This is a genomic window from Cohnella yongneupensis, assembly GCF_042655785.1.
Classification (GTDB): domain Bacteria; phylum Bacillota; class Bacilli; order Paenibacillales; family Paenibacillaceae; genus Cohnella; species Cohnella yongneupensis.
This window is the reverse complement of record NZ_JBHSNC010000056.1, coordinates 12329-35136: the sequence shown is the minus strand read 5'-3', so window position 1 is coordinate 35136 and position 22808 is coordinate 12329. Positions and strand designations below refer to the sequence as shown.

Annotated in this window: 26 protein-coding genes; 7 read left to right on the top strand and 19 right to left on the bottom strand. The window is 56.0% G+C overall.

The genetic code is table 11. The features are described from left to right. Positions 1 to 137 precede the first annotated feature (137 nt). The 6 genes from ACFPQ4_RS19875 to ald form a co-directional block, all read right to left on the bottom strand. Entirely contained in the window at positions 138 to 326 is a 189-nt protein-coding gene (locus tag ACFPQ4_RS19875; RefSeq protein WP_378113646.1) for a hypothetical protein, read from the bottom strand. Positions 327 to 880: 554 nt separating this feature from the next. Beyond that, positions 881 to 1708, bottom strand: coding sequence for a purine-nucleoside phosphorylase (locus tag ACFPQ4_RS19870; protein WP_378113645.1), 828 nt, complete (start codon positions 1706 to 1708; stop codon positions 881 to 883). Between the two features lie 27 nt (positions 1709 to 1735). Further along, a complete protein-coding gene (locus ACFPQ4_RS19865; RefSeq protein ID WP_378113644.1) occupies positions 1736 to 2911 on the bottom strand; it encodes a phosphopentomutase in 1176 nt (391 codons plus the stop codon). A 43-nt stretch (positions 2912 to 2954) separates the two neighbouring features. Continuing rightward, entirely contained in the window at positions 2955 to 3851 is an 897-nt protein-coding gene (locus ACFPQ4_RS19860; RefSeq protein WP_378113643.1) for a tyrosine recombinase, read from the bottom strand. 85 nt (positions 3852 to 3936) lie between these two features. Further along, a complete protein-coding gene (locus ACFPQ4_RS19855) occupies positions 3937 to 4170 on the bottom strand; it encodes a DUF4227 family protein (RefSeq protein ID WP_378113642.1) in 234 nt (77 codons plus the stop codon). 70 nt (positions 4171 to 4240) lie between these two features. Then, on the bottom strand, positions 4241 to 5359 hold the full coding sequence (ald, locus tag ACFPQ4_RS19850) for an alanine dehydrogenase (RefSeq protein ID WP_378113641.1): 1119 nt from the start codon (positions 5357 to 5359) through the stop codon (positions 4241 to 4243). Positions 5360 to 5516: 157 nt separating this feature from the next. On the opposite strand from ald, the gene ACFPQ4_RS19845 reads away from it, so the two are divergent. Next, on the top strand, positions 5517 to 6626 hold the full coding sequence (locus ACFPQ4_RS19845; protein WP_378113640.1) for a S8 family peptidase: 1110 nt from the start codon (positions 5517 to 5519) through the stop codon (positions 6624 to 6626). Here the strand turns inward: ACFPQ4_RS19845 and ACFPQ4_RS19840 are convergent. Beyond that, positions 6623 to 7087: a glutathione peroxidase gene (locus ACFPQ4_RS19840; protein ID WP_378113639.1), complete on the bottom strand. Its 465-nt coding sequence runs from the start codon at positions 7085 to 7087 to the stop codon at positions 6623 to 6625. The two genes, ACFPQ4_RS19845 and ACFPQ4_RS19840, sit on opposite strands and share 4 nt — an antisense overlap. Beyond that, on the bottom strand, positions 7074 to 7544 hold the full coding sequence (locus ACFPQ4_RS19835) for a MarR family winged helix-turn-helix transcriptional regulator (RefSeq protein ID WP_378113638.1): 471 nt from the start codon (positions 7542 to 7544) through the stop codon (positions 7074 to 7076). The genes ACFPQ4_RS19840 and ACFPQ4_RS19835 overlap by 14 nt, the downstream gene beginning before the upstream one ends. Positions 7545 to 7736: 192 nt before the next feature. On the opposite strand from ACFPQ4_RS19835, the gene ACFPQ4_RS19830 reads away from it, so the two are divergent. Beyond that, positions 7737 to 8213, top strand: coding sequence for a glutathione peroxidase (locus ACFPQ4_RS19830; protein ID WP_378113637.1), 477 nt, complete (start codon positions 7737 to 7739; stop codon positions 8211 to 8213). Between the two features lie 93 nt (positions 8214 to 8306). On the opposite strand, the gene fur is transcribed toward ACFPQ4_RS19830, so the two are convergent. The 4 genes from fur to ACFPQ4_RS19810 all read right to left on the bottom strand — a co-directional run bounded on the left by fur (position 8307) and on the right by ACFPQ4_RS19810 (position 11361). Next, positions 8307 to 8777: a ferric iron uptake transcriptional regulator gene (gene fur / locus ACFPQ4_RS19825; protein WP_378113636.1), complete on the bottom strand. Its 471-nt coding sequence runs from the start codon at positions 8775 to 8777 to the stop codon at positions 8307 to 8309. Positions 8778 to 8892: 115 nt separating this feature from the next. Next, entirely contained in the window at positions 8893 to 9543 is a 651-nt protein-coding gene (gene spoIIM / locus ACFPQ4_RS19820) for a stage II sporulation protein M (RefSeq protein ID WP_378113635.1), read from the bottom strand. Between the two features lie 74 nt (positions 9544 to 9617). Next, the gene (locus ACFPQ4_RS19815) at positions 9618 to 10793 is read right to left on the bottom strand and encodes an endonuclease Q family protein (protein ID WP_378113634.1); all 1176 of its coding nucleotides are present in this window, start codon (positions 10791 to 10793) and stop codon (positions 9618 to 9620) included. 1 nt (position 10794) lies between these two features. Continuing rightward, on the bottom strand, positions 10795 to 11361 hold the full coding sequence (locus ACFPQ4_RS19810; protein WP_378113633.1) for an NUDIX domain-containing protein: 567 nt from the start codon (positions 11359 to 11361) through the stop codon (positions 10795 to 10797). A 117-nt stretch (positions 11362 to 11478) separates the two neighbouring features. Between ACFPQ4_RS19810 and mciZ the strand changes: the two genes are divergently transcribed. After that, positions 11479 to 11628, top strand: coding sequence for a Z-ring formation inhibitor MciZ (gene mciZ, locus ACFPQ4_RS19805; protein ID WP_378113632.1), 150 nt, complete (start codon positions 11479 to 11481; stop codon positions 11626 to 11628). 22 nt (positions 11629 to 11650) lie between these two features. On the opposite strand, the gene ACFPQ4_RS19800 is transcribed toward mciZ, so the two are convergent. After that, positions 11651 to 12421 carry an anti-sigma factor gene (locus ACFPQ4_RS19800; RefSeq protein WP_378113631.1) on the bottom strand — a complete coding sequence of 257 codons (771 nt, stop codon included), beginning with the start codon at positions 12419 to 12421 and terminating at the stop codon, positions 11651 to 11653. Then, the gene (locus ACFPQ4_RS19795) at positions 12414 to 13022 is read right to left on the bottom strand and encodes an RNA polymerase sigma factor (RefSeq protein ID WP_378113630.1); all 609 of its coding nucleotides are present in this window, start codon (positions 13020 to 13022) and stop codon (positions 12414 to 12416) included. Before ACFPQ4_RS19795 ends, ACFPQ4_RS19800 begins: the two co-directional genes overlap by 8 nt. 198 nt (positions 13023 to 13220) lie before the next feature. On the opposite strand from ACFPQ4_RS19795, the gene ACFPQ4_RS19790 reads away from it, so the two are divergent. The 3 genes from ACFPQ4_RS19790 to ACFPQ4_RS19780 are packed head-to-tail and all read left to right on the top strand — an operon-like array spanning position 13221 to position 16436. Further along, positions 13221 to 14375, top strand: a complete 1155-nt coding sequence (locus ACFPQ4_RS19790) for a COG1470 family protein (RefSeq protein WP_378113629.1) — start codon at positions 13221 to 13223, stop codon at positions 14373 to 14375. Positions 14376 to 14377: 2 nt separating this feature from the next. Continuing rightward, positions 14378 to 15394 (top strand): ABC transporter ATP-binding protein, encoded by a 1017-nt coding sequence (locus ACFPQ4_RS19785; RefSeq protein ID WP_378113628.1) that lies wholly within the window; start codon positions 14378 to 14380, stop codon positions 15392 to 15394. After that, positions 15372 to 16436 (top strand): ABC transporter permease, encoded by a 1065-nt coding sequence (locus tag ACFPQ4_RS19780; protein ID WP_378113627.1) that lies wholly within the window; start codon positions 15372 to 15374, stop codon positions 16434 to 16436. Before ACFPQ4_RS19785 ends, ACFPQ4_RS19780 begins: the two co-directional genes overlap by 23 nt. Before the next feature lie 649 nt (positions 16437 to 17085). Here the strand turns inward: ACFPQ4_RS19780 and ACFPQ4_RS19775 are convergent. Continuing rightward, positions 17086 to 18222 (bottom strand): M20/M25/M40 family metallo-hydrolase, encoded by a 1137-nt coding sequence (locus ACFPQ4_RS19775; protein ID WP_378113626.1) that lies wholly within the window; start codon positions 18220 to 18222, stop codon positions 17086 to 17088. Positions 18223 to 18295: 73 nt separating this feature from the next. Between ACFPQ4_RS19775 and prli42 the strand changes: the two genes are divergently transcribed. Then, positions 18296 to 18394 (top strand): stressosome-associated protein Prli42, encoded by a 99-nt coding sequence (gene prli42, locus ACFPQ4_RS19770; protein WP_378113625.1) that lies wholly within the window; start codon positions 18296 to 18298, stop codon positions 18392 to 18394. Here the strand turns inward: prli42 and lipB are convergent. The 4 genes from lipB to ACFPQ4_RS19750 form a co-directional block, all read right to left on the bottom strand. Continuing rightward, complete coding sequence (lipB, locus tag ACFPQ4_RS19765; RefSeq protein ID WP_378113624.1) at positions 18366 to 19070, bottom strand: lipoyl(octanoyl) transferase LipB; 705 nt, start codon at positions 19068 to 19070, stop codon at positions 18366 to 18368. The two genes, prli42 and lipB, sit on opposite strands and share 29 nt — an antisense overlap. Before the next feature lie 178 nt (positions 19071 to 19248). Next, entirely contained in the window at positions 19249 to 20586 is a 1338-nt protein-coding gene (locus ACFPQ4_RS19760; protein WP_378113623.1) for a dihydrolipoamide acetyltransferase family protein, read from the bottom strand. A gap of 36 nt (positions 20587 to 20622) precedes the next feature. Continuing rightward, positions 20623 to 21609, bottom strand: a complete 987-nt coding sequence (locus ACFPQ4_RS19755; RefSeq protein WP_378113622.1) for an alpha-ketoacid dehydrogenase subunit beta — start codon at positions 21607 to 21609, stop codon at positions 20623 to 20625. Further along, positions 21609 to 22637 carry a thiamine pyrophosphate-dependent dehydrogenase E1 component subunit alpha gene (locus ACFPQ4_RS19750; RefSeq protein WP_378113621.1) on the bottom strand — a complete coding sequence of 343 codons (1029 nt, stop codon included), beginning with the start codon at positions 22635 to 22637 and terminating at the stop codon, positions 21609 to 21611. Before ACFPQ4_RS19750 ends, ACFPQ4_RS19755 begins: the two co-directional genes overlap by 1 nt. Positions 22638 to 22808: the final 171 nt, after the last annotated feature.

Below are 22808 nucleotides of genomic sequence, written 5' to 3'. Positions count from 1 at the left end.
TCCTCTCGGCCGGATTACGGCCATGTTGTCTTGTCTTCTTCCCCTCAGTCTGTCCTACCGGAAAGAAATATATTCCAATGCGAGGATTCGAAAAAAAGCCGCCTTTGCCTCGCGTTCGAGGCATGGCGGCTTGCCGGCTATACGACGGCGTCGATTTTGGACTGCGGCGCGACCGAGCATCTTTTGCACACTTGGATCGTCTTTCTGCTGCCCGTCGGCGTGCGCGGATACAGCAGCTTAATCCGGGTAGCGCCGCAGATCGGGCAAGTGCCTCTCCCGCGCGTCGGCAAATTCCACAGCGAGTGTCCTCGCTTTTGTTTGGCCATGGACAATTCTCCTCCTCGTAGACGGATAATGCGTTCTCTACTAGTAAATGCGGACAGCCTATGGGAATATGTCGCGAAGGTGGGTGATTCGTTCGAATTTGGTGGAGTAGGGGGGAGCAAGCGGTTGGCGGATGTAGTTGCTAAAAATAATGCCGGATACTCACTTTAGCGCGGCGGGACCGAGTTACTGTTGAAGAGTTTAGCTGGATGTTCGTTTTAGCGCGACAGGATCGAGTTACTGTTGAAGGATTAAGCCGGATGTTCGTTTTAGCGCGACAGGACCGAGTTACTGATGAAGAATTAAGCCGGATGTTCGTTTTAGCGCGGCAGGAACGAGTTACTGTTGAACAACTAAGCCGGATGTTCGTTTTAGCGCGGTGGGAACGAGTTACTGTTGAAGTATCAAACGCCGGATATAACGTTAGCACGTCGGGACCGAGTAACTGCATCGTCCTGAGCGAAGGGGATATCGTTATAAAGCACCAAAATAACGAAAACGCAAAAAGCCCCCTCGTCCGATTCAGACGAAGAGGGCTTCCCTATCGCATACCCTGTTACATTTTTGGCAAAACGTTCAGCACGAGGGACAGGAATTGTTCCTTGACGAGCTCCGTCGTCTCCATGACTTCCTCGTGGGACAGCGGCTGATCGAGAATGCCCGCGGCCATGTTGCTGATGCAGGAGATGCCCAGCACCTCGATGCCGGAATGTCTGGCAACGATGACCTCGGAGACGGTGGACATGCCGACAGCGTCCGCGCCGATCGTGCGAAGCATGCGAATTTCGGCAGGCGTCTCGTAGTTAGGGCCTAGCAAACCGGCGTACACGCCTTCCTGCACGGAGAAACCGAGCTGCGCCGCCGTTTCCTTGGACACGTTACGCAGCCTGCGGCTATACGCATCCGACATGTCGGGGAACCGTACGCCAAGCGCGTTATCGTTAGGTCCCATCAGCGGATTGCGGCCGGTTAAGTTCAAATGATCGGAGATCAGCATCAAGTTACCCGGCTTGTACGACAGGTTCACGCCGCCGGCCGCGTTCGTTACGAGCAGCGTCTTAACGCCGAGCGCTTTCATGACGCGAACGGGCAACGCCGTGCGTTCCGGCTCGTAGCCTTCGTACATATGGAACCGGCCGCGCATAAGCGCGACGCTGCGTCCTTGCAAATTGCCGATGACAAGCTCGCCCGCATGTCCTTCTACTGTCGATACCGGAAAATGCGGAATGTCCGCGTAGTGAATCGTTACCGCGTTTTCCAATTCGTCCCCGAGTACGCCCAATCCAGATCCTAGAATAAGCCCGATCTCGGGAGCTATGCTCGTCTTGGACCGGATATACGCGGCCGCTTCATCGATAATTGCTTTCGTAATTAACATAGACATGTCGAATCTCTCCTCAATCGCATCGTATTATTTCAGTTCGCCCAAAAAGCTTGTCCCATGGGTCTCGAACGCCACGCCGAAATTGTCGGCGATCGTCGCGGCCAAATCCGCGAAGCTAGGGCGCGTCTCCAGCTGTCCGTTCGCAGCGAGTCGCGGGCTGTAGATCAGCAGCGGCACGTATTCCCGCGTATGGTCGGTTCCGGCATGAACCGGATCGTTGCCATGGTCGGCGGTAATGATGAGCAAGCCGTCATCGCCGGTCGCCTCCATCAGTTCCGGCAACGCGCGGTCGAACACCTCGAGCGCACGGCCGTACCCTTCCGGGTCGCGACGATGCCCGTACAACGAATCAAAGTCGACGAGGTTCGTGAACAGAAGCCCGTCGAAGTCACTCTTCATCTCGCGAATCGTGACAGCGATGCCGTCCTCGTTGCTCTTGGTCGAGATGGCCTTCGTAATGCCTTCCCCGCTGAAAATATCGTTGATTTTCCCGACGGCGACGACATCCTTCTTCGCTTGCTTCAGCACGTTAAGCACCGTTGGCTGCGGAGGCTTGACGGCATAATCGTGTCGGTTCGACGTGCGCTTGAAGGCGCCCGGTGAACCAACGTACGGACGAGCGATTACGCGGCCGACCGCATACTCGTCCGCAAGCGTGAGCCTGCGCGCGATTCGGCAAGCGTCATACAGTTCTTCGAGAGGGATCACGTCTTCGTGAGCCGCTAATTGGAATACGCTATCCGCCGAAGTGTAGACGATCCAAGCGCCCGTCTTCATTTGTTCTTCGCCGAGCTCGTCCAATATTTCCGTGCCGGAAGCCGGCTTGTTGCCGATAATCGATCTTCCCGTCTCTTGCTCGAATGCAGCAAGAAGCGATGCCGGGAAGCCGTCCGGGAACGTCCGGAACGGCGTATCGATTCGCAGACCCATAAGCTCCCAATGACCGGTCATCGTATCTTTACCGACGGATACCTCCGCCATTTTGCCGTAGTACCCGACCGGCGACGTCTCCGGCTTCCAATCCGCGATCGGCGCGATATTCGCTAAACCGAGCTTCCTCATATTAGGCAAGGAGAGATTGGCAACACGCTCCGCGATATGTCCTAGCGTATGCGATCCGGCATCCCCGTAGGAAGGAGCGTCCGGCATTTCGCCTATGCCGACGCTGTCGAGCACGATTACCGTTATTTTGTTGAAACCCATGCTGAATTCCCCTTCGTTGTCCGATTCGTTATCGCCTCGCCCGTCACGTCTTAGCGCGCGGATGATTGCGTTCGTATACTTCCTTGAGCTTTAGCTTGACGGGCATCTGGTACGCTTGCGTCGTAGCCGGTGCCGCATGGCCGAGCATTTCCTGAACGGCGCGCAGATCCGCTCCGTTATCAAGCAAATGTACGGCGAAAGATTGCCGCAGCGTATGGGGAGAAATATCGATCCCTAACATCGCCGCGTATTTTTTCATGATTTTCCAGAAGCCTTGGCGGGTCAGCCGGCCACCCGTATTATTGACGAATATGGCATTAACCGGCTTGTCCGGATGCACCAAGCGAGGGCGCGCTTGTTCCAAATAACGGGTTATCCATTCCGTGCAGTGGGAACCGATCGGCACCATTCGTTCTTTGCCCCGCGATCCTAAGCATAGCAAAAAACCCATATCCAGTCGAATATGGCCGATATCGAGCGCTATCATCTCCGACACGCGAAGTCCCGATGCATAGAGCAGCTCCAGCATCGCGCGATCCCTTAACCCTGGGTCGGTGCGCGAGTCCGGCAGCTCCAGCAGCTTAACCATCTCTTCCATCGCGATCGCCTGCGGCGGCTTGCGTTCGACTTTAGCCGATTCGAGCTGCATCGCCGGATTGTAATCAAGCGCTCGGCGAATAGCCAGGTCGTTGCAAAACGCGCGAATCGAGACGATTCGGCGGTTGATCGTAGCGACCGAGCGCCCTTCCGTGCGAAGGTTGTTTAAATAAGTTTGAATATGGAACGTCCGCAGGTCGGACGGTTTAGTAACCTCTGAAGCTTCAAGCGAAGCCAGAAAATCGTTCAAATCGCTTTTGTAGCTTTGCAGCGTGTTGCCTTGCACCCTGCGCTCGCTTTCGAGTTCGCTCAAATACGTATGCAGCCAGTGGCGAAGCGTCATCCCTCGTGTCCTCTATTCTCTATGCGATACGGCACAATTGCCTCTTTGCAAAATTCCACATGTATCATGCGAAATCCTGCCGAAGCTATTCTCCGAGCCAATAAAATAGCCGCAGACGGTCGCCCGGAGACCCGGACGGATCGTTCCCTTCCCCGGATTTGAACACTTTCTCCGCTTTTCCTTCCGGCACCTTGTACGGATCCCTTGGACGCAACCAATCGTGGAACAAGCTGAAAAAATGATGCACGAACAGCGTCAACACGACGAATAGGAGCGTAAACTGCAGTCGCTCCCACCATTTACTTAATGACCCTTGCATGATGGTTTCCCCCTTCTTGTCCCATACACGGTAATTAACCGTATGAGCGGAAGGGGGAAATCAGTACCGCTTATCCTAACAAGCTTCGAAGCTCGGTGTAAGGCAAGCCGACCGCTTGGGCGACGCTCGCATGCGTAATGGCTCCCGCGTGCGAATTGACGCCGAGTGCAAGCGGGGCATTATTAGCCACCGCATCGCTGAAGCCTCGGGAAGCCAATTGCAGCACATAATCGATCGTCGCGTTCGTCAATGCCAACGTCGACGTACGCGGCACGGCTCCCGGCATGTTCGCGACGGCGTAATGGATGACGCCGTGCTTCTCGTAAGTCGGGTGCTCATGCGTCGTCGCCCGGTCGATCGTCTCGATCGAGCCGCCTTGGTCGACGGCGACATCCACGATGACCGCGCCTTTCTTCATCGTCTTGACCATTTCTTCGCTCACGAGCCTCGGCGCTCTGGCGCCCGGAACGAGCACAGCTCCGATCAGCAAATCGGCTTTGCGCACCGCGTTAGCGATATTGTACGGATTGCTGGACAACGTCCTCAGACGACCTTGGAATACGTCGTCCAAATATCTCATCCGTTCCGCGTTTTTCTCCAGAACGACGACTTCGGCGCCTAGGCCAAGCGCCATTTTCGCGGCGTTCGTACCTACGATGCCTCCGCCGATAATGACGACTTCCGCGGGCGGTACGCCGGGAACGCCGCCAAGCAACACGCCGCGGCCGCCGAAGAACGCTTCGAGATATTTCGCGCCTTCTTGCACCGACATGCGTCCCGCAACTTCGCTCATCGGCGTTAATAGCGGCAAGCTGCCGTTAGGCAATTGAATCGTTTCGTAGGCGATGCCGGTTACCCGCTTCTCTACGAGCGCTACGGCCAATTGCTGCGCCGCCGCCAAATGCAAATAAGTGAAAAGGACCATGCCTTCCTTGAAATAAGCGAATTCTTCTTGGAGCGGCTCCTTCACCTTCACGATCATCTCGGCGGCTGCCCATACTTCGGCGGCGCTGTCTACGAGCTTCGCGCCGGCGTCCGCGTATTCTTCGTTCGAGAATCCGCTACCTTCTCCCGCTCCGGCCTGTACGACGACCTGATGCCCTTGCTTCACGAGCATTCCGCATCCGGCGGGGATGAGCGCAACGCGATATTCCTGCAGCTTGATCTCTTTCGGTAATCCGATAATCATGCTTTTCCCCTCCTGCTTGATCCCTTCGGCTTTGAACGTCAAACGTTCGAACTATCGCGCATCATTTAGGATATCCAGCTTTCCGCTTATGCACGTCATCGCGGCGGTTGCCATACTTTACAACAGTATACGTGACAGACGGCGAGGAGGACGCAAAATGAACGATTTGGCCGCCCATCTGCGCGCATGCGCGAGACGCAAGCCGACCGCGAAGACGGAACGATTAATCGTTCGCTTTAAGCATAAGCGGGATTATAGGGCATGCCGGAAGCATTTGGCCGCGAAAGGCGTTCACCCCGTAAAAGCCTACTCTGCGCTGCGCATGCTTTGTTATCACGCCGATCGTCAAGCCGACAAGAGCAGGCTTCGGGCTCATCCGCGAGTCGTCTTCGTCGAACGGGATCGCAAAGCGAAAGCCCATGGCTCGGTCAGCATCCAGTCCGTGCGAATACCGTGGAATATCAGCCGCGTCCAAGCGCCTAAGACATGGATTCCGGCGAACAAAGGAAAAGGCGTTAAAGTCGGCATCGTAGATACGGGAATCGCGAGACATCCGGACTTGCGCATCGCGGGCGGGGTTAATACGCTGGGAGGAAAATCTTTTGCGGACGATAACGGACACGGCACGCACGTCGCGGGCATTGCGGCGGCTATCGGAACCAAACGAATATTCGGAGCGGCGCCCTCCGTTAAGCTGTATGCGGTCAAAGTGCTCGACGCGTCGGGAGAAGGCTTCGTCTCCGACATCGTGGAAGGGATAGAATGGTGTCTATCGCGCGGAATTCAGGTAATGAACATGAGCTTCGGGTTATCCAACAACAGTCAAGCGCTTCGGGCCGCCATTCGAAGAGCACGCCGCAAAGGCGCGATCATGGTGGCGTCCGCGGGCAACGATGGACCTTCTAACCTCGCGATCGATTATCCCGCCCGTTATCCGGAGACGATCGCCGTCGCGGCAACGGAGCGGAACAATAAGATCGCTTCTTTCTCCAGCCGCGGCCGAGGCATCGACCTAGCTGCCCCTGGAGTGAATATTTATTCGACATGGCTGGGCGGAAAATACGCATATGAATCCGGCACTTCGATGTCTTCGCCTCACGTGACCGGCGGCGCTGCGCTCTTGAAGGCGATTCGGCCGTGCAGCGCCGCCGGGGACATCATCCGCAGACTGAAGGCGTCGGCAAAACCTATTGAAACTAAGAGGTCCGCAGGCAACGGGCTGCTCCAAATCGCTAAAGCCGCAAAGTCATACACCGGACAACGTTAGCGCAACAGTTGCTCGATTTCATCGACGAGATCGAGCGGCTTCACTTGCGGTTCAAATCGGGCGATATCGAGCCCGTCCGCTCCGACCAAAAACTTCGTGAAGTTCCATTTGATATCTTCTCCGGTCAGCTCCGTCAAATAATGGAACAAAGGATGCGCTTCCGGTCCGTTCACGTCGATTTTGGCGAAGATCGGGAAAGTGACGCCATAATTCAACGTGCAGAACTCGGCGATTTCTTCCGCGGTGCCCGGCTCTTGCTCGCCGAATTGGTTGCACGGGAAACCGACGATGGATAAGCCTTGGTCGGCATATTTGTCATGCAGCTGTTGCAACTCGGCATATTGCGGTGTCAATCCGCATTTACTTGCCGTATTCACGATGAGTAGAGCTTTGTTCTTATAAGCGTTCAGCGTCGTAACTTCTCCACTCGGTTTGCGAATTTCGTATTCATAGATCGTCATGGATAACTTCCTCCTCGGTTTGGTAAGACTGTACTTTCATCATCATGCCAGCAATGTGTTCTCTTAGCTTGTCCGCCTCGTCCAAGGACATGCCCGCCTGGCAGAACATCCGTTGCGGTACGTCCCAGGCTTGATCCCTAAGCTTCTTGCCTTGCTCGGTCAACGCGATGACTACGCTTCGCTCGTCGTTTTTGTCCCGCGTGCGAACGAGATGACCCATCGCCTCCAGCTTCTTCAAAAGCGGCGTCAGCGTGCCGGAATCCAGAAAGAGCCTCTCGCCGAGCTGCTTGACCGTCACTTGGTCTCGCTCCCATAATGCGAGCATTGTGATGTATTGCGTATAGGTAAGGCCTAACTGCTTAAGATGAGGTTGATAACGCTTCGTAATTTCCCGCGATAGCGCATATACCGCAAAGCAAAGCTGGTTATCCAAGCTTAATGACGCGTCGCGCTCCATATGGCCCTCCCTCTCTCATCGATTTGAACGCCATTTAATTGCATGCAATCAAATGATGAGTCTCACTATAACACCAGAAAGTCGCGCATGTAAAGCCTTGACTTCGTCTTTTATATTGTATACAATTTAATTTATAACAATCAATAACGAGACTTTTCATTATCCTTATGATCCTCGAGAGGAAGCGAACTTATGTCCATCTATGATATTCAAGTCAGCACGATCCGCGGCGAAAAGAAAGACTTGTCCGAGTATCGCGGCAAAGTGATGCTAATCGTAAACACGGCCAGCAAATGCGGATTCACTCCGCAATATAAAGGCTTGCAAAAGCTGCATGAGACGTACGCCGACCAAGGGCTCGCGGTACTAGGCTTCCCTTGCAACCAATTCGCCGGCCAAGAACCCGACGACGAGGCGACGATCGCCCAGCAATGCGAGCTTAATCATGGGGTTACGTTCCCGCTTCACGCCAAAATCGAAGTCAAAGGAGCCGGAATCCATCCGCTCTATCGCCACCTATCGAAGGCAAAGCGCGGCTTCCTCGGCACGAGCACGATCAAGTGGAACTTCACTAAATTTCTCGTCGACCGCAACGGCAAAGTCATTCATAGGTTTTCGCCTATGGACAAACCGGAGCAAATCGATAAAGTCATTCAAAAAGTGCTATAACTTAAACGCTTGTTAGAACGTCAAAAAGGCTATTCCGACGACGATTGTCATCGGAATAGCCTTTCTTTATTAAGGGTTTCTATTAGATGGTCGTTATTGTTGTTCAGGCGGATTTTCCGGCGGGTTCTCCGGTTGACACTTCGCGCAAATGCCTTGAAAATCGAGACGATGATCGAGTACCGTGAACCGGTATTCGCTCTCGAGCCGTTCTTCTAGCGGCAAGAGCCAATCTTCCATAATTTCCGACATCGAACCGCATTTCACGCAGATCAGATGGTGATGATGGTGCTTGTTACTCTCCGTACGCAAATCATACCGGGCTACGCCGTCTCCGAAATTCATCTTTTCCACGACGTGCATTTCGCTAAGCAGCTCGAGCGTCCGATATACGGTTGCAAGACCGATCTCCGGAGCTTTGTCCTTCACGAGCATGAAAACATCCTCGGCGCTCAGATGGTCTTCTTCGTTCTCCAGCAGCACGCGCACCGTCGCTTCCCGTTGCGGAGTTAGCTTGTAGCCCTGGGATTGCAATTGTTGCTTGACTTTTTCAATGCGGGCTTCCATGATTTCCCCTCCGGTCGCAGACACAGCATGCTTCCATTATAGGGCGCTCCCGTTCGATAAGTCAAACCTTCTAAATGATAGGAATTCTCACTCATTCTTCATTATATGCGCTCGCTCAACGTAATGCGTCGGTAACCGACGGGTCTACGACCGGCGTTACGTGCGCCAGCAGCAGGGGCGCGACGAACGCCTCGTACAACGATGCGCACAGCAAAAGAACCAACATCAACCCGGTAACCGCCGTATGCGCGAGAAACGGCGGCAACAGCTGGCCTTTTCTCCGGAATAGCCTTTCGCGCACGATGAAATACGCGAATCTCGACGCCGACACGCTGGCGATCACTAGCGCCGGAACGACGATTGCGTTCTGGAACGCCGTCGAAGCCATGAAGAAAAACACGCCTTTCCAGGCAAGCTGCTGCACGAGCAACGCGACTGCGAAGCCGATCAGCATGCCTTTGAGAAAATCAAGCACGAGCACGAGCGGCAATCCGATTACCGATAACCCCAGCAACCAGATCAACCCTAGCCACTTGCCGTAAAACAAAAAGCTGTCCCAAAACGCCGCCGCATGGTTGAATTGATCGGCGTGACGCACGGTCGACATATAGATGCCCATCTGGTCGGCGAGCTCCTGCTGTTGGTCCAGCGTCAGAGCGCTTGCGAGCAGCACCCCGAACACTGCGCCGACGACGACCAGCACGCCCATGAACACGTACAAATTCAAGTTGTCGCGTGCCGACATGTTCCACAATCGCAGCTTCACGGGCAAGCCTCCTTGTCCTAAGCGCATACGTACGCAGCCTTCCTCGTACCTATGTGTATGCGGACAAGAAGGAGTTATGCTCGTCCAATCCGGCCGTACGCGCCTCCGGCTCCGGAAGTAAACGCCATGCGCCCCTCTCTTGCGTCAACGATAAGCGATGCGATACGCTCCCCCGCCACGGCCGCCAGCGCCGACTCGTTCGCGCGATGAAGCACGTCCATCTCCGTGCCGACTTCCGTCAGCAGCTTCTCCCGCATCGCCGGACCGACTCCCGGAAAGAAGCCGAGCGGCACTTGCGGCCGATAAGGCGCCCGATTCGGCGGCATTATGCCCGCTTCCCGGTCGGCTAACTGATCGACGCGTCCGGCTACTCCTCTTACGAGCTTGCTGCCCCCGCATGAAGGGCATGCCTCCAAGTCCTCCGAAGGAAGCGCGTCCGAGCAAGACAAGCAGTAGCTCAGATGATACTTGCCGAGCTGCGGATGCAAGCCGTAATTGGCAATCAGCCGCCGTCCGGATTGGCCTTCGAGCGCGAGGCGAAATTCCTCGAACGACGGTTCCCCGATCAACAGCTCGTTGCATTCGCGCCCGATCATGCCGGTCGAATGCGCATCCGAATTCGTAAGCAACGGATAACGATCCAGCTCGGACAATCGGCCAGCCATCTGCGCATCGGCGCTCAGCCCAAGCTCGACCGCCGCGATGCCCGCGAGGTCGAGCCGGTCTGCCAGACGGTCTGCCGAGCAGCCAAGCAAACCCCTATGCGGCGTAAATACGTGCGCCGGAGCAAGCATGCCGCCTCGGGCCAGCAGCTCCTGCTGCAGTTCAAGCCCTGTCGCCCGCACGCGCTGCGAGCTTAAATTGACGTTCGTAACCCGCGGCTTTAACCATTCGGTCCAATCCTCCATTGCCCTCAAATCGGGCAAATAGCCAAGCAGGTGATACGGTCCACCGCCTTCGTCCCGCACTTCCATTTCAGCCCCGAGCAGCAGCGTCGTATCGCGATATTGGATCCCGCCGCCGCTAATTTCCGTCATTTCGCCGGCGTCCAGACAAGCGCGAATGTCCGCCTGCACCGCCGGGGAATGACAGTCGATTATGCCGATGAGGCCGATGCCTTTGCGCTGCGAAGCCTCGTGCGCGATCGAGCGGAACGTCAGAGATTTGCTTCCGCTTATTTTCACCGGCTGACCGCTATCGCTTCGTCCGATGTGAACGTGCAAATCCGCGAATACAGATCGTAGCGTCATCTTAAAACGAACCGGTCAGCGAATAGAGGCGCCAAGCATAGACGGCCATTACCGTCTTCGCATCGCAGATGCGCCCTTCGCGAACGTAAGCCAACGCTTGATCGAGCGTGATCGCTTCGCAAGACAGGAACTCCTCTTCATCCAGATGGACCTCGCCTTTGGCAAGCTCGTCCGTAAAGTACAAATGAATGATTTCGTCCGCGAAACCCGGCGATGTAGAGAACGATTGCAGCAGGACGATCGACTTCGCTTTATAGCCCGTTTCTTCTTCCAACTCGCGCATGGCGGCCACGATCGGCTCCTCGCCGGCGTCCAGCTTGCCTGCGGGTATTTCCACTTGGGCTTTCTCCAGCGGCTTGCGGAATTGCTCGACGACGAGCATTTTGCCGTCCAGTAGCGCAAGCACGGCAACGGCGCCCGGATGACGGACGATTTCTCTCGTCGCCGTCTCGCCGTTCGGCAATTTCACCGTATCGACCTGCAAAGAAATGATGCGACCCTCGAATATCGGTTTGGATGATATCGTCTCTTCGTAAAAGCGGTGTTTCTCGGACATTTTTTCGCTCATTGCGGCTCCCCCTGTCATAAATCGTCTGCCCATTCATAAGTTCAACATATAGGCTTGTCCGACGGAATGCAAGCGATGGACGAAGGCAGCCCAATTCGCCTAAAGAGGTGCAGCGCCATGCTCAAAAAATACGCCACGTCCGATAACCTCCGATTCGTCGGCAAAGCATGGGAAATTCGCCATGCGCTACGCCAGGAGCAAAAACGCAGAGGCGCGCATACGTCGCTCCTATGGGTTCTCCGGAGCGACAAAGCATCGAGTAAGTAATGCAGCGTTGCACGATCGCCCATTAATTCGTCAGCTGTACGGAAGCGCTCTTCGGCGCGGTCGGCTGCTCGCTGCCGCCTTTCGGCTCGATCGTGAAAGCGACTTCCTCGAAATCGGGCAAATTCGTCATATGAGAGTACAAGTGACCTTGGCTGCGATGGAATTCCAGCAAGCCGAGATTCGTTAAATGATTTTCGAGGTTTCCCCAGGCTTGGACGTCTAAGCTGTCGGAGGGCAACATCCCTTCGAGAAGCATGAACATTTCCTCGGTTCTGCCGTTTACCCATACGGTCGCTTTCGGCGCGCCGTCCGAAGATTGACCGCGATCAATGCTATTCCCGCCCAACGTATAGACGACCGTGTCGGGACGCGCCATCAACGCCGCTCCGCTCGGCTCGTATTGCTCGGCGTAAGCTTGCGCCAGGCGAACGTGGGTCTCTTTGCTATGTCCCTGATTTCCTATGATTCGCATAGCCGCGAACAATAACAGTAAGCTCGCCGCGATCGTCCATGCCGCACGCCGGTTGCCGAGCCGTGCCGCTTTGCGCCGCCATCCGGTCCTCCTGATTTTGTTCCGCAGCGTTCTCCGGCTTTCGTTCGCGTTGGACGGCAAGACGGGCAACACCCCTGCCTCGACAGAATTGAGCAGCTGCCTCCACTCCCGTTGCACGGTTAAGCAACGCGGACAGCTTTGCAAGTGTCTGCTCATCGCGTCGTGTCTATCTGCGGGAAGACGCCCTTCGAGCCAATCGACCCAGCGCTCCTCCGGCATCCCGCAATTCGGTTCATCCATCGCGTCTCCCCCCTTCCTCGTCCGTCCAACCTAACCTCTCCATCGCTTTGCGCAAATGATTCAATCCATACCGCACGCGCGATTTAATCGTACCGATCGGCACGTGCCAAGTTTCCGCCAAATCCCGTTGGCTGCGCTGCCCGTAAAAAGCCGCGGATATCGTCTGCCGCTGCAATCCCGGCAGCTCGACAAGCGCCTGTCGAAGCGCCTCCCGCTCCATTTGGCGCAGCACCCGTTGCTCCGGTTGGCCGATCGCCGCGGCGGGACGATGAAATCCGTCAAGCTCTTGGTCTTCCAAGACGAGTTTGTTCCGTTTGCGCAGCCTGTCGATGCATTTGCTCTTGGTCAGAACGGCTAGCCAGGCTTCGACCGAACCGCGCGCCGGGTCATATCGGTCCAGATCGGTTATAACTGCCAGCAGCACGTCATGGCACACATCCTCCGCTTCCATGCGGTCGCCGAGCATTTTGCGCGATAACCCGAATATAAACGGCGCCGCATGCTCGTAAAATCCGTCGAACGCTTGGACGGATCCGTCGCGTATGCGCCCGAGTAAATCCTCCAAATGCCCGGAATCGCGATGCGGCTTGAGCGAATCCATTCCGATCACCTCTCTCGAAACGTTGATCTCCTCTCATAAATAACAAACTTCGCGAGTCTAGAAAACTACCCGGCGCGTATTTTATGTTCCTTTAAGCTCGCGCTAAGCAAAAATTTAACTTTCGGAATAAATCCGCCGGCGTCTTCCGTTCGTAATGGGGATGTAACCATTACGCTACCCGGGAGGGGTCTTGGAATCATGAATAGATTTGTCAGAAAGCTCAAAGGAACGTTTGTCCTATCGCTAATAGCGGGGCTGGCGTTCAGCACCGCGCCCGCGATGGCCGCCGCAAGCACGTCGCTTTATACACCGTACACGTACTTATCCGCCGCGCCCGGCGAGTCGCTCCATTACGAAATCGAGCTCATCAACGACTCGGATAGCGTGCAAACGGCCGACCTAACCTTCGACGCGGGCGGCAAAGACTGGACTTACGAGCTGACCGCTGGCGGGCATCCGGTTCGCCAGGTAGCCGTCAAAGGTAAATCGTCCGAAACGGTCGACTTATCGCTGAACGTCCCTTACTCCGTAGAAAAAGGCGATTATCCGTTCAAAGTGAACGCGGACGCTTTCGGGGCGTTGAATTTGAAAGTGAACGTCTCCGAGGGAGGCAGTTACAAGTCCGAGCTCACAACGGAACAGCCGAACCTGCAAGGCCATGCCGATTCTCCGTTCACGTACTCCCTTCAGCTGAATAACCGCACCGCCGGCAAGCAGCAATACGCTTTGTCGGCGGAATCGCCGGCAGGCTGGGACGCCCGGTTTACCGTGAACGGCGAAAACGTCACGTCCGTCGATATCGAATCGAACGCGTCGAAGACGATTACGCTCAACTTAACGCCGGCCGATAGCGCCCAAGCGAATACGTACGACGTTCCGGTACATGCCGCTAGCGGAGGAACTTCTGCGGATACGACCGTGCAAGCGGTCATTACCGGCACTTACGGCGTCAGCCTGACGACTGTAGGCGAACGATTAAGCGCCGACATTACCGCGGGCAAGACGCGCAATCTCGAGCTAGTCGTCAAAAACACCGGCACGGCCGAGCTGACCGATGTCAGTCTTACGGGCGAGCCTCCGGCGGATTGGGATCTCAGCTTCCAGCCGAAGACGATCAAATCGCTGAAGCCCGGAGAGCAAACGACGGTGACCGCGAATATCGTAGCGTCCAAAAAAGCACTCGCGGGAGACTATGTCGTCAGCCTGTCCGCGCAATCCTCGGCAAAAACGGCCGATGCGCAAATCCGCATGACCGTTAAAACGTCCGTGTTATGGGGATGGATCGGCGTGCTCGTCATCCTAGCGGTACTTGGTGGCGTATACGGTCTCTTCCGCAAATACGGGAGGCGATAATCGTGACGACTACCTCCGTACAGCCAGTCATAGAGCTTAAAAAGCTAGGCAAACGATACGGCGAATTCAAAGCCGTCGACTCGCTAGACCTGAACATTATGCCGGGCGAAATTTACGGGCTGCTAGGACCGAACGGCGCGGGCAAAACGACGACGATCCTTATGATGCTAGGGCTGACGGAGCCTACGTCCGGCAGCGCCAAAGTATGCGGGATTAACGCAACCCGCAACCCGATGCAGGTGAAGCGCCACGTCGGCTACATGCCGGACGACGTCGGCTTCTACGAAGACCGCACGGCAATCGACAATTTGATCTATACCGCAAGACTTAATCGCATCGCGCCGGACGAAGCCCGTCACCGCGCGGACATGTTGCTTGAACGCGTAGGCTTGCGCGATGCGACTCGCAAGCGGGTCGGCACGTATTCGCGCGGCATGCGCCAGCGGCTAGGGCTCGCGGACGTGCTCATCAAGCAGCCTCAGGTCATCATTCTCGACGAACCGACGCTCGGCATCGACCCGGAAGGGGTGCGCGAGCTGCTGACGCTCATCCGGGATTTAAGCCGCAATGAAGGACTGACGGTGCTGCTGTCCTCCCATCATCTTCATCAGGTGCAACAAATTTGCGATCGCGTCGGGTTGTTCGTTAGGGGCAAGCTTATCGCTTCCGGCGATATCGCGACGTTATCGCGACAGCTGGACGACGCCCCGACGTTCCGTGTCGAGATGAGCGTGTCGCCCTGGAGCCCGGAGCTGGAGCGGTCGCTCATAGCCGTCGAACGCGTCGAGCGCATCGAAGTTACGACGACCGGCGACAGCTTGCTGCGGCTCTTCCAAGCGCAGGCAAATGCGCCGGTTACGGTGACGATATCCGGCGAGGGTGATATACCGACCGAGCTTGCGAACATCGTGATCGGGCAAGGCGCTACCCTGCACGCGCTCGCTCCTCGCAGCTACGGGCTCGACGATATTTATCACCGCTACTTCGAAGGAGGAGATGCCCGTGAACGCTTGGGCTGACAAATTCCAGACGCGCATGAACGGATGGTTCCGCCGATCCGCGGGCGCCGAGACGGAATCGGAGCTACCGGTTACCGCTCGGCAATCTTCCCCGTTCTGGGTTATCGTTCAAAAAGAGTTCGGCGATCATATCCGCAGCTGGCGATTCGTCATTTTGCTCGGTCTCGTCACGTTAGCCTGCATAGGCTCGATTTACACGGCGGTGACGGCTTTAAAAAACGGCGTTTCGCCGACCGGCGACGGAACGGACACGCGGTTTTTGTTCCTGAGCATGTTTACCGTGTCGGACGGCACGCTACCGAGCTTCCTGACGTTCCTCTCGTTCATGGGGCCGCTGATCGGCATCGCGATCGGCTTCGACTCGGTCAACTCCGAACGGAATAAAGGAACGCTCAGCCGCATCCTTGCCCAACCGATCCATCGCGACGACCTGTTGAACGCCAAATTCGTCGGCGGCCTATTGCTCATCGGCGTCGTCGTCTTCTCGCTCGGCTTCCTCGTAATGGGGATGGGCTTGTTCACGATCGGCTACCCGCCTACGCCGGAGGAATTCGGCCGCGTGCTGATCGCATTGCTGCTGACGACGGTATACGTCGGCTTGTGGCTGAACCTGTCGCTGTTCTTCTCGGTTCGGTTCAAGCAAGCGGCGACGTCGGCCTTATCGGGTATCGCGCTATGGCTGTTCTTCCTCGTGTTTTTCGGGATGATCGTCACGATGATCGGCAACGCGACCGCCCCTTCGGACCCGAACGACGCCGCGGCCGTCATGAGCCAGGAGCATTGGATGACGCTGCTGAACAGGCTTTCACCGTCGAACTTGTTCGAGGAGGCGGCTTCGACGATGCTGCTGCCCGACGTTCGCACGCTCAATCCGTTCGTAACGCAGGAGCAGGCCTATCGCGCGATATCGGCTCCGCTGCCGCTAACGCAAAGCGTGCTGCTCATCTGGCCGCACATCGTCGCTCTGATCGCCGAGACGGTCGTCATGTTCGCGGCTTCGTACGTGCTGTTCATGCGGCAGGAGGTGCGGTCGCGGTCATGATGAGCTAGCTATCGATTGTTCGTCAATCCGGCGATGTATCTCCATGAACGATAGCTAATAACAATAGCCGGGCTGTCCCATACGGACATTTAGCTCAGTTTTAAAACGGATCGCTTGCGAGAAAAGCAACCTTTCACGAAAATAGCGGCTACAGGGTGGTTACCCTGTGCCGCCATTTTACGTTTATGGTCTACTACCTCTCTCCGGTTGAAACTTCCGCCTGACAGACAGCGCATAGCATTTCTTGCTCCGAAGTTTTTCCCGCATCCTTTGTTTTGTATCGATTTCCGGAAAATCCACAATCGATATTAGAAAAAACGCGGCTATACCACAGTACTTTGTTCCATGAGCCTCGTTTGGCGAGGTTGCAGCGGGCACATCATCAGTTTCGCTTCTGTAGCCTCGTTTGGCGAGGTTGCAGCGGGCACATCATCAGTTTCGCCACTGTAGCCTCGTTTGGCGAGGTTGCAGCGGGAACATCATCAGTTTCGCCACTGTTGCCTCGTTTGGCGAGGTTGCAGCGGGAACATCATCAGTTTCGCCACTGTAGCCTCGTTTGGCGAGGTTGCAGCTTAATGCTGCTTTCCGTTAATACTATCGATAAATGTTTAAAGGGGGCTCCCTTAGTCTGATTTGCTCCCCTTTACTTTTAGGAATTGCGCGTAACCGTCTCGCCGACGATCGCTAGGACGAGTTCCGTCACTTTGACGATGTCGTCCGCTTTGATGCGTTCCTTCGTCGTGTGGATATCCTCGTAGCCGACTGCGAGATTGACTGTCGGAATCCCGTTGCCGTTGAACATGTTCGCGTCGCTGCCGCCGCCCGATGCGAACGTGCGCGGCGTCAATCCGATCGACTCGATCGCGGTCTTGGCGATTTGAACGACTTCGTCTTCGTCGCCGTACGAGTAGGCCGGATAGATCGTAATCGTCTGGAAATCGAACTCCGCGCCGTATTCCTTAGCCGCGGTAGCGACCGCTTCGCGCATAGACTCGATTTGACGATCCATCTTCTCTTGCACTTGACTGCGCGCTTCGGCGAAAATTTTGATCGTATCGGTCACGATGTTCACTTCGCCGCCGCCCTCGAACCGTCCGATGTTGGACGTCGTCTCGCTGTCAATGCGACCGAGCTTCATTAGCGACACCGCTTTGGACGCCACTTGTACGGCGCTGATGCCGTCTTCCGGATTGACGCCTGCGTGCGCGGCTTTACCGCGAATCGTAATGAATTGCCGCGAATTCGTCGGAGCGGCTACGGCGATAGCGCCGATCTCGCCGTTGGAATCGAGCGCGTAGCCGAGCTTCGCGCGCAGGCGCGAACCGTCCATCGCGCGGGAACCGAGCAAGCCGGATTCTTCGCCAACGGTGATGACGAATTGGATAGGACCATGCGGCGTAGCTTGCTCTTTCAACAACCGAATCGCCTCGAACATCGCCGCTAGACCGGCTTTGTCGTCGGCGCCTAGAATCGTCGTGCCGTCGCTGCGAATGTAGCCGTCGTCATCGAGACGAGGCTTAATGCCTTTGCCCGGAGATACCGTATCCATATGCGAAGTGAATAGCAAAGCCGGAACGTTGTCCAAACCTGCCGTTGCAGGCAACCAAGCGAACATATTGCCCGCGCCATGACCGATTTTGCCGCCGACATCGTCTTCCGTAACCTCGAGTCCGAGCGCTTCGAATTTGGCTTTGAGCACTTTGCTGATTTCCGTTTCGTACTTCGTCTCGCTATCGATCTGTACGAGCTCCATAAATTCGGCGATGAGCCTTTGTTTTTGTACCATGATCTTTCCTCCATGCATTGCTTTATTTTATAATGGAACATAGACAAACTGATCGAAGAGAGGGACTTAACCGATGAACAACAACCGTTGGATGAAAATCGTCGTATACGCCGTGCTGATCACCATGCTGCTGTCGACGCTCGTTATGAGCGTAGGCTTCTTGCTGCAATAACGCTTTCGTCGACGCGTTCGCTATCGAACGCGTCCAGGAAATGCGGGACGATCCGCCGTCCGATCGTCTCGACGTCGAGCGTTAATCCGGTTAACGACTCGATCGACGTAACGCCGTATTCGGTAATGCCGCAAGGAATAATCCCCTGAAACCCTTCTTGCTCGACGCCGCGCTTCACGTTTAACGCGAACCCGTGACTGGTGACGAATCCTCGCCGGGTACGGGCTTTGTTGAATTTAACGCCGATCGCGGCGATTTTGCGATCTCCAACCCAGACGCCGGTATATTCCGGCTTTCTTCCGCCTTCGATACCGAATTCTGCCAGCAATCGAATAATCGCTTCCTCGAGCGTCCGCAAGTAGCCGTGCAAATCCAGTCCGATCGCATCCAAATACAGAAGCGGATAGCCTACAAGTTGACCCGGACCGTGGTAGGTAATATCTCCTCCGCGATCGATCTCGTACAACGCGATACCGCGCTTCGCGAGCTCCTCCGCGCCGTAGAGCAAATGCTCCGGATGACGATCGGAGCCGATCGTGTAAGTCGGCGGATGCTCCAACAAGAGCAGCGTCTCGCCCAGTTCCTCGCGATCGATTTCGCGGACGAGCTTCTTTTGCAGATCCCAAGCTTCGCCGTAATCGATTTTGGACAACCATTCCGTACGTATGCTCCGCATTATTAAACCGTCCTCCTCAGAACAACGACTGACTGTATCCATTGTAGCGCAATGAAATCCCCGCTCGCAATTAAGGCGGCGCGACAGACGTCAAGGGGCCGTCCCGTCGGTCCGCTCGGACCAGTCGGAACAGCCCACAATGGCTTGCGCACGCCGTATCAAACCGGCATTCGGCTTATTAGTACAGCTTCGTCTCCATGTTGTAGCCTTCTAAATTTTCCTTCACCCGTTGCAAGAACCTGCCGCAGATGACGCCGTCTAGAATCCGATGGTCGAGCGAAAGACACAAGTTAACCATCGACCGTACCGCGATCATGTCGTTAATAACGACCGGACGTTTCACGATCGATTCGAACGTTACGATCGCCGCCTGCGGGTAGTTGATGATCGGCTGCGAGAGGATCGAGCCGAACGAACCGGTGTTATTAACGGTGAACGTACCGCCTGTCACGTCCGCCAGCGTATGCTTTTTGTTCCTCGTCTTCGTGACGAGCGTATCGATCTCGTGGGCGATGCCCGCGATGTTCTTCTGGTCGGCGTTACGGATGACCGGCGTGATGACCGATTCTTCCGTGCCTACCGCGAGCGAGATGTTAATGTCGCGCTTCACGATGATTTTGTCGACGGCCCAGACGGAGTTCATGATCGGATAATCTTTGATCGCGTTCACGACCGCCTTGATCAAGAACGGCATGTACGTCAGATTAATGCCTTCGCGGCGCTGGAACTCGTCTTTGAGCTTGCCGCGCAGCATGACGAGGTTCGTGACGTCGACCTCGATCATCGTCCACGCATGCGGAATTTCGTTGACGCTCTGCTTCATATGGCTGGCGATCGCGTTGCGCATCGGCGTAACGTCGATGAAGTATTCGCCTCGGCCCGTAACTTCCTGTCCTTGCTGCCCGAGAAGCGGCATGCGAGGAGATTCCGACAAGTGAATGCCCGTCGAACGAACCGGCACTTTCGGGTCCATCTGGACGAAGGACGTCGCTGATGCAGCTTGCGCTGCCGTTCCCGGAACGTAATCGAGCACGTCTTTGCGGGTAATGCGCCCGCCTTCACCGGTGCCAGGAACATGGCTCAGATCGATTCCGCGCTCCGCGGCTAGCTTCTGAACCGCCGGCGAATAACGTCCGCGCATCGGCGCGTTAGCGTCGAGCTTGCCGGAGGCGGCGACGCCCGAAGGACGAGCACCCATCTTCCCTGCGCCCTCTTGCCGCGTTTCCACCGTAGCGTTATGCGTAGCATCGACTAGATCCGCCGCATCGACTTCCGTCTCGATGAGACAGATCGCCACTCCGACTTCGATCGTCTCGCCTGCGCCTGCCAGCAGCTTCACGACGATCCCTTTTGCGGTGGACGGAAGCTCGGCGTTTACTTTATCGGTTATGATCTCGCATAGCGGCTCATACATATCCACCTGATCGCCAGGCTGCTTCAGCCACTGTTCGATCGTTGCGGATACGAGCGATTCCGCGAGTTGCGGCATCGTAATTTCGACGATTTGTTTAGCCATTCGTAATCTCCTCCCCGGCCAACGGTGGCCGGTCGTCTAATACCGCGCCAGCTCCAGCATGGCCGCTTTGACTTTTTCTTTGTTCAATAGGAAGTGCTTCTCGCCCGGCGGATTAATCGCCATCGCCGGGATATCGGGACCGCACAGACGGCGAATCGGCGCATCGAGATCGTAGAGCAACTCTTCGGCGATAATGGCGGACACTTCCGCCCCGACGCCGCCGGTCTTGTTATCTTCGTGAATGATGAGAACTTTGCCCGTCTTCGCCGCCGCTTCCAAAATCGCCTCGCGATCGAGCGGCTGGATCGTGCGCAGGTCGAGAATGTGGGCTTCGATCCCTTCGTCTCTCGACAGCTCCTCCGCGGCTTGCATCGCGAAATGAAGCGGCATGCTGTAACCGATAACCGTAATGTCGGTACCCTCGCGCATCACGTTCGCCTTGCCGATCGGGACGATATAATCCTCTTCCGGCACTTCGTCGGTAATGAGGCGGTAGCACTTCTTGTTCTCGAAGAACAAGACGGGATCCGGATCGCGAATCGCGGCTTTCAGCAGCCCTTTGGCATCGTAAGCGGTCGCGGGAGCGACGATCTTAAGACCCGGCGTGCCGAAAAATACCGATTCCGGGCACTGGGAATGGTACAACCCGCCGAATACGCCGCCGCCGATCGGCGCGCGAATGACAACGGGGCAGCTCCAGTCGTTATTGGAGCGATAGCGGATTTTGGCCGCTTCGCTAATGATTTGGTTCGTCGCCGGGAACATGAAGTCCGAATACTGCATCTCGGCTACCGGCTTCATGCCGACCATGGCCGCGCCGATCGCGACGCCGGCGATAGCCGATTCCGCGAGCGGCGTATCGATCGCGCGCTCCTCGCCGAATTGCTGGTAGATGCCCTTCGTCGTACCGAACACGCCGCCCTTCTTGCCGACGTCCTCGCCGAGAATGAAGACGTTGTTGTCGCGCTCCATCTCTTCCTTCATCGCGAGACGAATCGCTTCGATATATTCAATAACCGCCATTAGTGACCCTCCCCGCTTGGCTCCGCATAGACGTAAAGCTCCGAGTCTTCCGCAGACTGGAACGGAGCGCGCTCCGCGTATTGGTTGCCCTCGTCGATGATCGCGCGGATCTCCACCTGGAGCGTAGCTTCTTGCTCATCGGACCATAAGCCTGCATCCATGAGATAATTTTTATAGGTTTGGATCGGATCGTTCTGCTTGTAAGGCTCTACTTCTTCCTTCGTCCGATACTCCAAATCGTTGTCTGTCGCCGAGTGACCGGTAACGCGGTACGTCATGATCTCGATGAGCGTAGGTCCCTCGCCCGCGATTGCGCGGTCGCGCGCTTCCTTGACGACGCGATACACTTCGAGCGTATCGTTGCCGTCGACGCGAACGCCCGGGAATCCGTAACCGAGGGCGCGATCGTAAATTTGGCCTCTCGTCTGCTTGGCCAACGGGACGGAAATCGCGTATTGATTGTTCTGACAGACGAAAATAACCGGCAGCTTATGAACGCCGGCAAAGTTGCAGCCTTCGTGAAAATCGCCTTGGTTGCTCGAACCTTCGCCGAAAGAGACGATCGACACCGACTTCTCGCCGCGCATCTTGGCCGCTAACGCGATGCCTGCCGCATGCGGGACTTGCGTCGTTACCGGACTTGAGCCGGTAACCATGCGCAGCCGCTTGGAGCCGAAATGACCCGGCATTTGACGTCCGGCGCTATTCGGATCTTCGGCTTTGGCATATAGGGACAGCATAAGTTCCTTAACCGTCATGCCGATTGAGAGCACGAAACCGTAATCGCGGTAATAAGGCAGGAACCAGTCGGTTGTCGTATCCATGGCGAAGCCCATCGCGACCTGCGAAGGCTCCTGCGTAATGCCTGAAATGTGGAAGTTAACTTTACCCGCAAGCTTGAGCAATTGACCGCGTTCGTCGAATCGGCGAGCGGTCATCATCGTCTTGTACATGTCGACTGCGCGTTCGTCGGACAAGCCTAGCGCGGTATGTCTTAAGGTTTGCTGGACGGAACCGGCCTGTTTCATGGGTGCGTCCTCCTAGCTTTCACTTTGTATTATAACCTGGTCTTAATACTTGAGCTTAACCCTATTATACTCTCCTCGATAACAAAAAGAAACGCCCAACTGCACACGGTTTCGAAGAACGCTGTTCATGCGTCTTAATTCGTGTGCAGGGACGATGCGGACAAGGCCGCC